The organism is Haloferax sp. s1, from assembly GCF_058382125.1.
Window position 1 is genome coordinate 1 of sequence record NZ_JBZRPK010000574.1, and the last position, 8009, is coordinate 8009.

11 protein-coding genes and 1 pseudogene are annotated in these 8009 nt (G+C 59.9%); 4 read left to right on the forward strand and 8 right to left on the reverse strand.

The annotated features are described in order from the left end of the window. On the forward strand, positions 1-413 hold a 413-nt coding region (locus QT222_RS10865), incomplete at its 5' end, for an aldehyde dehydrogenase family protein (protein ID WP_491477187.1). Between the two features lie 215 nt (positions 414-628). Here QT222_RS10865 and paaE read toward each other — a convergent pair. The 5 genes from paaE to paaA are packed head-to-tail and all read right to left on the reverse strand — an operon-like array spanning position 629 to position 3322. Beyond that, positions 629-796 carry a 1,2-phenylacetyl-CoA epoxidase subunit PaaE gene (gene paaE, locus QT222_RS10870; RefSeq protein ID WP_320051503.1) on the reverse strand — a complete coding sequence of 56 codons (168 nt, stop codon included), beginning with the start codon at positions 794-796 and terminating at the stop codon, positions 629-631. Continuing rightward, on the reverse strand, positions 796-1239 hold the full coding sequence (gene paaD / locus QT222_RS10875) for a 1,2-phenylacetyl-CoA epoxidase subunit PaaD (protein ID WP_491477188.1): 444 nt from the start codon (positions 1237-1239) through the stop codon (positions 796-798). Before paaD ends, paaE begins: the two co-directional genes overlap by 1 nt. Beyond that, positions 1232-2050 (reverse strand): 1,2-phenylacetyl-CoA epoxidase subunit PaaC, encoded by an 819-nt coding sequence (paaC, locus tag QT222_RS10880; protein ID WP_491477189.1) that lies wholly within the window; start codon positions 2048-2050, stop codon positions 1232-1234. The genes paaD and paaC overlap by 8 nt, the downstream gene beginning before the upstream one ends. A 1-nt stretch (position 2051) precedes the next feature. Then, positions 2052-2372, reverse strand: coding sequence for a 1,2-phenylacetyl-CoA epoxidase subunit PaaB (paaB, locus tag QT222_RS10885; RefSeq protein ID WP_004060750.1), 321 nt, complete (start codon positions 2370-2372; stop codon positions 2052-2054). Positions 2373-2377: 5 nt separating this feature from the next. Next, positions 2378-3322, reverse strand: coding sequence for a 1,2-phenylacetyl-CoA epoxidase subunit PaaA (gene paaA, locus QT222_RS10890; protein WP_004060748.1), 945 nt, complete (start codon positions 3320-3322; stop codon positions 2378-2380). Between the two features lie 90 nt (positions 3323-3412). Here paaA and QT222_RS10895 point away from each other — a divergent pair, with 90 nt between their 5' ends. Both QT222_RS10895 and QT222_RS10900 read left to right on the forward strand, forming a co-directional pair. After that, a complete protein-coding gene (locus QT222_RS10895; protein WP_491477190.1) occupies positions 3413-4051 on the forward strand; it encodes a helix-turn-helix domain-containing protein in 639 nt (212 codons plus the stop codon). Between the two features lie 107 nt (positions 4052-4158). After that, the gene (locus QT222_RS10900; RefSeq protein WP_491477191.1) at positions 4159-4923 is read left to right on the forward strand and encodes an enoyl-CoA hydratase/isomerase family protein; all 765 of its coding nucleotides are present in this window, start codon (positions 4159-4161) and stop codon (positions 4921-4923) included. A gap of 24 nt (positions 4924-4947) precedes the next feature. On the opposite strand, the gene QT222_RS10905 is transcribed toward QT222_RS10900, so the two are convergent. Beyond that, positions 4948-5823, reverse strand: coding sequence for an amidohydrolase family protein (locus QT222_RS10905; protein ID WP_491477192.1), 876 nt, complete (start codon positions 5821-5823; stop codon positions 4948-4950). A gap of 45 nt (positions 5824-5868) precedes the next feature. After that, positions 5869-7131: an ABC transporter substrate-binding protein gene (locus QT222_RS10910; RefSeq protein WP_491477193.1), complete on the reverse strand. Its 1263-nt coding sequence runs from the start codon at positions 7129-7131 to the stop codon at positions 5869-5871. Between the two features lie 259 nt (positions 7132-7390). Here QT222_RS10910 and QT222_RS10915 point away from each other — a divergent pair, with 259 nt between their 5' ends. After that, positions 7391-7828, forward strand: a complete 438-nt coding sequence (locus QT222_RS10915; protein ID WP_491477194.1) for a lamin tail domain-containing protein — start codon at positions 7391-7393, stop codon at positions 7826-7828. Positions 7829-7880: 52 nt separating this feature from the next. Here the strand turns inward: QT222_RS10915 and QT222_RS10920 are convergent. Further along, positions 7881-8009, reverse strand: a pseudogene (locus QT222_RS10920) (class I SAM-dependent methyltransferase); the annotation flags it as partial.

Here is an 8009-nt window from a genome sequence, read left to right on the forward strand (position 1 = left end):
ACGAAGGCGCAACCGTCGCGTGCGGCGGCGGCCGACCCGAAGACAAGGAAGACGTCTACTTCGTCGAACCGACGGTCCTCACCGACGTGACGAACGACATGACGGTCGCACGTGAGGAAATCTTCGGCCCGGTGCTTTCGGTCATCGAGTTCGAAGACCAAGCGGAGGCCATCGAAATCGCTAACGACTCGCCGTACGGACTCCTTGCGGGTATCTGGACCGACGGACTCTCCCGCGCCCACCAGGTCGCCGACGCGCTCGACTACGGGATGGTCAGCGTCAACGAGTACCCGGTCACGTTCCCGCAGACGCCGTTCGGCGGCACGAAACAGAGTGGCCACGGACGCGAGCAGGGTGAAGAAGCCGTCCGCGAGTTCACCCAAGCGAAGAACATCAACCTCAACATCCACTGACACGTCCGCAATTTCGGATTCGCTGACGCGCTCTCAACACCACTTCACCGGCGCGTCCCAGTTCTTCGACCCGTCAGTTTCGAGACGCTCCGTTCCGCTGGTTTCGTTCTCCACTCCAGAACAGAGTAACTCTCGCGCCGCTACGTAGCTCTCTTTGTCGAGTCCGCCTTCAGAAAAAACGGAACCGAATCGAAACGGGACCTCGATTTGTCGCGCTATTCGAATCGCTGGAACGGCTCTTGACACTCGTTGCAGAAGTGCATCGAGCGGCAGAGGCCGGGACCTTTCGGATGCTCGCGCACGGTGTCGGTCGAGCCACAGTACGGGCACTCCGCACCTGCGGTTTCGCCCGACGTGTCGGTGCTGGGGTCGAAGCGGCGCATCATACCCCCAGCCCGAAGTCGCGGAGGGCCTCGCGGCCCGCCTCGGTCACCATGTTGACGTTCCATTCCGGAGTGAACCTGAGCCTGACGGACGCTTCGTCGACGCCGGAGGCGAGAATCGCGCACTTCACGTCGTTCGTGATGTAGTCGCGGGCCGGACAGCCGGTGTACGTCAAGGTCATCTCGACGATGCCGTGCGTCTTCGGCTCGCCCTCCTCGTCTTCTTCTTCGACGACCCGGACGTCGTAGATGAGACCGAGGTCGACGATGCTCACCGGCATCTCCGGGTCCTCGATTTCGTAGAGGGTCTCCCAGATGTCGGCTTCAATACCGGTGGCACCTTCGCCCGTCTTCGGGAAGTCTTCGGGGGCCTCGCCGTCGACGTACTCAGTGTAGCCGCAGGCCGCCTCGGTCGATGCGTCGTCAGTACTCATGTCAGGCACGCTCCCGTCCGATTCTCGCTGGTTCTGGTGCTTCGAGCTCGTTGTACGTCTTCCGGAAGTCCGCGGCCAACTCGTCCCAGTGTTCGGTGTGCGTGCCGTCGCGCCCGCGGGCGGTTGGCTTGTCCACCCCGTCGGGGTCTGGCACGTCGAGGCCGAGCGATTCGAGGTAGGGGATGACCGTCTCTAGCCACTCGACACGGAGGTCTTCTATGGACTCCGTCCGGAAGTCGTTTTCCACAATCTCTTCTTCGTATTCGGGTTCGACGAACAGCGAGAGCGCATGGGGGAACAGCCGGTCCAGCGCGTCCTGCACGTGCTCTTTGCTGTCACCTTCGGCGAGCCGGTCGAGCCAGCTTTGGGCGTTTTCGAGGTGGTAGCGCTCTTCGCTCAGCACCTTTCCAACCCGGTCGGCGAGCGGCGCATAGCTCGTGTCCACGAGCGACTCCAAGCGTAGTCGTTCGGCACTGTCGAAGAGGTAACACCGGAGGATGGCGTCGGCCCAGTCTCCCTCCTCGAACGGAAGTTCGACCAGCGTCGCGTGCTTGAACTCGTCCGCCGGGCGTTCCCAGATAAGTTCGGCCTCGGTGTGGCCGAGTTCTTCGAGCAGGTCGTACCAGAGGCGGGCGTGGCCGAACTCGTCCTGTGCGATGTTCGCCAGCGCGAGGTCGGATTCGAGCGTCGGCGCGTAAATCTGCCATTCGATGAGGCGCTCGCCCTGGACGTACTCGTCGTCGGCCATGCGGAACAGCATCTCTTCGATTGCCGCCTGCTGGGCTCCGTCGAGGTCTTCGGGATTGAGTAAGGCAACCATGTTAGCTGTCCGCCTCGAGTGAACTTTCGACGTCGGCTTGTTCGGCCTCGCTCTCCGCGACTTCGGGTGCTGCGGGTTCGATGTCCGTGTACGACGTCGCCCAGCGGTAGGTCTTGTCCGTCATCCCGCCGAAGCTTATCTCGTCTGCGTCGATTTCGCCGATTTCACGCTGTGGCGTGACCCACAGGCTGTTGGTCTTCATTCGCCGGCCGTGCTGGACGGCCGCGAACTGGAGTGCCATCTCGCGGTCCGGTGCGTGGACGTTCCCACAGTGCTTGTGGTAGCCGCCCGGTCTCTCCTGTCTGAATACTTCCCAAATCATGGTTCTTAGTCCGCCGCCTGCGGGGTTTCGGTGTTCGCCGCCTGTTCCCAGCTTTCCATCGACTCGCGGACCCACTCGACCGCCGCTTGGGCGTGGGCGCGAGAGTTAATCTGTTCGTGGCTGCCTTCCGAGTCGTTCTTGGCGATGGTCCAGAACTCGTCCCAGTTGAGGTCGTCCTCGTTGACGTGGTAGGTGTCTTCGTCCTCGTCGTACTCGATACGCGGGTACTCGGGGACTTCGAGGCCGTACTTCTCGGCCTTCGGGACGTAGGTGTCGAGGAAGGTGTCGCGCAGTTCGTCGTTCGACTTCGTCTTCAGACCGACCTGCTGTGCGAAGTCGTTGTGCACGGACTTGTCGTTGGTCGGGCCGAAGAACTGGATGATACGCGGCCACCACATCTCGAAGGCCTCCTGTGTCTTCTCTTGGGTCGCCTTCGACCCGTTCATCAGTTCGGAGAGGATGGATTCGCCGTGCTTGACGTGGAAGCCCTCTTCGAAGCACACCTTGTCCATCGCGTGCGCGTACGGCGTCCACGACGTGTTCTTGAGCGTGGCCTGTCGATGCATGGCCGCGCCGTCGACGAAGAACGCAATCATGGGGACTTCGTGCCACGACTCCATCGGGTAGTGGAAGCAGTTGAGGAACTTTCCTTCGCCGTTGGCGAGTTCGTCCAACATCTCGTCGCGGGTCTTGATACCGAGCGATTCCGCCGCCCGGTAGAGCAGTTGCGCGTGTCCGATCTCGTCTTGGACTTTCGCCGAGAACGCGAGTTTACGGTCGATACTCGGTGCTTGGCGGATGAACGGTTTTTCGAGGTAGCCGCCCATCACTTCGCTGTTCGCGTGGAACTGAATCATGCGAGTCGCGGCTTTGCGGTACTCCTCAGGCATGTCGTCCTTCGGAGCGAACTGCCGCGGTCCAGCGCGTTCTTTGACAGTTTCGAGGTCCATCAGTCTATGTGGAACTATCATGGATAACCACTTACGAATTGGCCCGCCTATAGACGGCCTTTATATACACGTGTCGTGTATCTTCCACCGATGATAGAGGAGTGTCTCGTGGCCGAGTTTCGAATTGACGGGGACGACTGTCCGCTCGCACGGGCAACCGAGGAAGTCCCCGCCACAGTCGATGCGGCCGCGCCGCAACTCCGTGCCGACGGGAACGTTCTCCTCCACTTTTCCGCTTCGAGCGACGATCGATTGGCAGCGACTCTCGACGCCGACGACGATATTCGGTACCTTCACGTCACCCGGGGGGACGACGCTCACACGTATCGGTGTCTCTCGAAACACCCGTGTGTCGTCCACGAACTCGTCGATGTCGGCTTCCTCGTCGAATCGATGGAGTACAACGACGGCGGCGCGACGATGCGAGGTGCCGTCGTCGGCTACGACGTGCTCCGCGGCGTCATGGAGAAGGCTGGACACACCGTCGGTATTCAACTCCAGCGCGTCTATCCACTCAGGTCGGACGAGACGCCCCCGGTTGGACGGGCGTGGGACCTTACACCGGCCCAAGAAGAGAGCCTCCACGTCGCGGTTGAGATGGGATATTTCGAACTCCCGCGGACGATTACGGCCGAAGACGTGGCCGACGAACTCGGTATTAGCAAATCCGCGTTTCTGGAACGACTTCGGCGGGCGCAACAGTCGCTGTTCGGGACGCTGTTTGGGTGATGTTTCGGGACGTTATTTGGCTGCTGCGGGCTGCCGGTCGGGACGACTTCCAGTGAGTGACTGGCTATTCGGGGAGGCTATTTATTTCGTGTCCGTGTAGCGAGGGTATGCGAGTCGAAGACGCGGACGGAGTCAGGACGGTAACGTTCGACCGACCCGACGTGAAGAACGCCTTTACCGCCGACGTGGCGCGCGACCTCTCTGCGGCGCTCGAAAACCTCTCACCCGAAGCCGTCGACGCCGTCGTGTTGACCGGCGACGGCGACGCGTTTAGTGCCGGTGGCGACATCCAAGCGATGGCCGAACGCGACGAGACGGCACGTGAAGCGTACGAGCGCGTTCGCGGGACGCTCGGACGCGTGGCCGAAGCAATTCTCACCGCACCGGTTCCGGTTATCGCCCGCGTCAACGGGGACGCCGTCGGCGCTGGCACGTCTGTCGTCGCCGCCTGCGACTTCGCCTATGCCGTCCAAGGGGCACGGTTTGGCGCGTCGTTCGTGAACGTCGGCCTCGTCCCCGATGCCGGCGGGACGGTGACGCTTCCGCGACTCGTCGGCCTTCGGGCGGCGAAAGAACTGGCGTTCACCGGGAAACTCATCTCAGCCGAGCGGGCCGCCGACCTCGACTTGGTGAACGAGGTTGTGGACGCGGACGAACTCGATACGGTCGTCGACGAAATGGTCGAGACACTCGCCTCCCGACCGACTGAGACGCTGGCGCTCGCAAAAGAAGCGATTCACGCAAATCTCGGTCGTCCGTGGCCCGATGGCCTCGAACGCGAGGCGCAAGCGCAGACGCTAGCTTACGATACCGATGCGCACGAAGAGGGCGTTTCGGCGTTCTTGGAGAAGCGTCGCCCCGATTTCGACTGACCGACGTCGAATCGCACTGTCCACTCAGTCGAGACCGAGGAACTCCTCTGCGTTCTCCCAGAGAAGCTTGCGCTTGACCTCGTCCGAGGCGTCGAAGTGGTCGTCGAACGATTCGAACCACTGTTCCGGCCGAATCATCGGGTAGTCGGTGCCGAACATCACCTTGTCCTGCAGGACCGTCTTCGCGTAGTGTAGCACTTGCTCGTCGATGTACTTGGGAAGCCACCCGGAGAGGTCCATGTAGACGTTCCCCTTCTGCTGGCAGATAGCCAGTTGCTCTTGTTCCCACGGGAACGCCGGGTGGGCGATGAGAATCTTGAGGTCGGGGTGCTCCGCCGCCACGTCGTCGATGAGCATCGGATTTCCGTACTTGATTTTCAGTCCGCGCCCGCCCGGCGAACACGCACCGAGTGTCGAGTTGCCGCCGTGGAAGACGACGGGCACTCCGAGGTCTTCGATGGTGTCGAACAGTTCCGTGTGCTCGTCGTCACTCGGGTCGAATCCCTGTGCGATTTGCTGGAACTTGAAGCCCGAAAGTCCGAGGTCTTCGACACAGCGGATGGCTTCCTCGACGCAGTCGTCCTTCAGCGGGTCGACGCTTCCGAATCCGATGAAGAAGTCCGGGTGTTCGTCGCGAACGTCGGCAACGTAGTCGTTCGGCACCGGCGGATTCCCCGTGTTCGTCTCGGCGTCCCACCCGAGGAGAATCGCCTTGCCGATTCCGTGGTCGTGATACTCTTCGATCATCTCCTCGTAGTCCCACGTCTCCATCTCCGCGCCGAATCTGTTCGCCGCGTCCTGCATCATTTCGCCACCGGCGTCTTCGAGGAACTCCGCCGTCGGCTGGTGTGCGTGCGTGTCGATAATGCGCGGCTCGTCGAGCGAATCCCTCACGGTCATCAATGTACGACGGTTGCCGGATGATAAAAATCGAACGGACGGGGCTTACGATTGGATGGTCCCAGTGACGATATCGGAGACCCGCTGGCGGTCGAATAGTCGCTCATCGGACGGAATTTCGGGGTAGGACGTTTCGCTTCCGTCTCCCGGCCACTCACCAAACACGTCCGGATAGACCTGTTTCGCGGTCATTTCGAGTTGGAAGAGATTCGTGAGCGGTCCCTGGAACGGCGTCCCGGAACTGTACACGCGGTCGTTTTGTACTGCCGTCAGTTCGCTGCCGACAGGGTGAGATTCCAAGGTCTCACGGGTCGACGCGACATCGTAGAATTCTCCGACTCCGAAGTTGTGGAGAATGACGTCCGGGTCGATTTCTAACATCGCTTCGTAGTCGAGTTGTCCGTCGGCGTTCTCGTCGTACGTCTGGTCGTTGTCGACGAAGGCGTCTCGGGCACCGAGCGGGCGGACGTGCGCCTTTGCGAATCCTGGGCTGTTTATCTCGTACGGACGGAACGCCCCGTCTCGGTAGATAAGGAGTCCGACAGTCGGTCGCTCTTCTTCCGGCGGCAGGTCGCGTTTGATGGTGTTCAACAGCGACTCGTGCTCCTCGTGGAGTGCCTGCTGTCGCTCTTGTTCTTGGAACACCGCCGCGATTTTTTCCGAGAGTTCCCAGAGCGTGTAGTACTGGTAGCCGTCGCGGCATCCTTCGGGTGGCTGGGCGTGTTCCCGACTGTATCGATTCCCGACCCACGGCCCGATGTTCTCTCGAACCTCCCTGATATCGGATGTGTCCCAATCATCTGCAAACGACAGCAGCCAACACGGGTCTTGGAGGTGAACGTCGGCGTCGATTTCGTAGAAGAGTTCCTTGTCGACGCCGTCGTTCCACACCTGTTTGACGTTCGCCGCGTCGAATGATGCCCCGTCGATTGCGTCGTAGTAGTAATTCAATGTCGCTGCATAACTGCTAGGGGACCCGAGTGATGCGACCGAATCACCGTGGCCGAAGGCGATAGCCATATCTGCGTAGTGGGGGCTGTACGCGTACACCGTCTGGGGAACGGCAGTAAACGAGACTTCGCCTATCGGTGCCATCGTCACCGAGAACGAATCGTCTTCGGGCGTGCTCGTCTGTGTCGTCGGGGTCGTTTTTGTCTCTGTTTCTGTCGATGCCGCTGCTGACGGTGTTGCGTCCGATTCGACGTTGCTTGCACACCCGGCGAGCAGTCCGCTGCTCACCAGCGCACCGGTGTAGGCCAAGTAGTCGCGCCGTGTCGGGCTATCCTCAGTCTCATTGTCACGTGCCATGTTTTAGGCTGGCCTAAATGATGTAAAGAAGTTCCGAAGTTTAGGCCGAGAAAACAGTGTGCCGAGTCTTGTCCGGGTACTATTCGAGTAACCGGATTGCATCGTCTCCGAAAAGACTTATTTATATTCCTGATTGTACTTAGATATGAAAGGACGCGATCTTCTACCATTAAATTCTGTAGAACTATCTATTGGTATAATTTGATGAATTTCAGAATTTGACAGGACTGCTGAACCAAAGTCAACAAACGACGGGACTATGAGCGGTTCGAAGAAGACTGAAAAGCCCGGATTACAGAGTACCGGTGTCTATCCAGATGAAATAGAACGTGAATTCATCAGTTATGAATACATTCTGATGGAGAATGAATCTGAACATTCATTGGACGTGTCAGGGTACGTCATAGAGTCCGACCAGACGTATCGGATTGAAGAGCTTGTACTCGAACCGGGCGCACGGCTCGTACTCCTGAGCCGAAGCGGAGACGACACGACGTTGCAGTCGAGACCACCGGCCTCCCTTCGATATGCTGGATTCGGTTTCGAAGAAGACACGTCAGTACTCACCGAAAACGGTACGATACGCATTCGAAAGGCTCAGGGCACGCTCGTCGCTGCGGCTTCGTACGAGAATTCCGGGTGCGATGGAGGCACTGTCTCTACTAAATCCGGCACCGAAATCGGATGCCTGCATTGAAGCGGTCCTTAACTCGTTCTCAACCAGTTCACCCTCCCCTCAACACCCTCTATCACTCGTCCCAATGTCGCCTCGGGTACGTCTGCGCCCCGCCGTGGGTGTTCCGTGCGACGATAGTCGCCGCGGCCGACGTTCTGTCGTCCCGCTTTTCGGTCGATTCCTCGTAATAGAGAACGGTGAG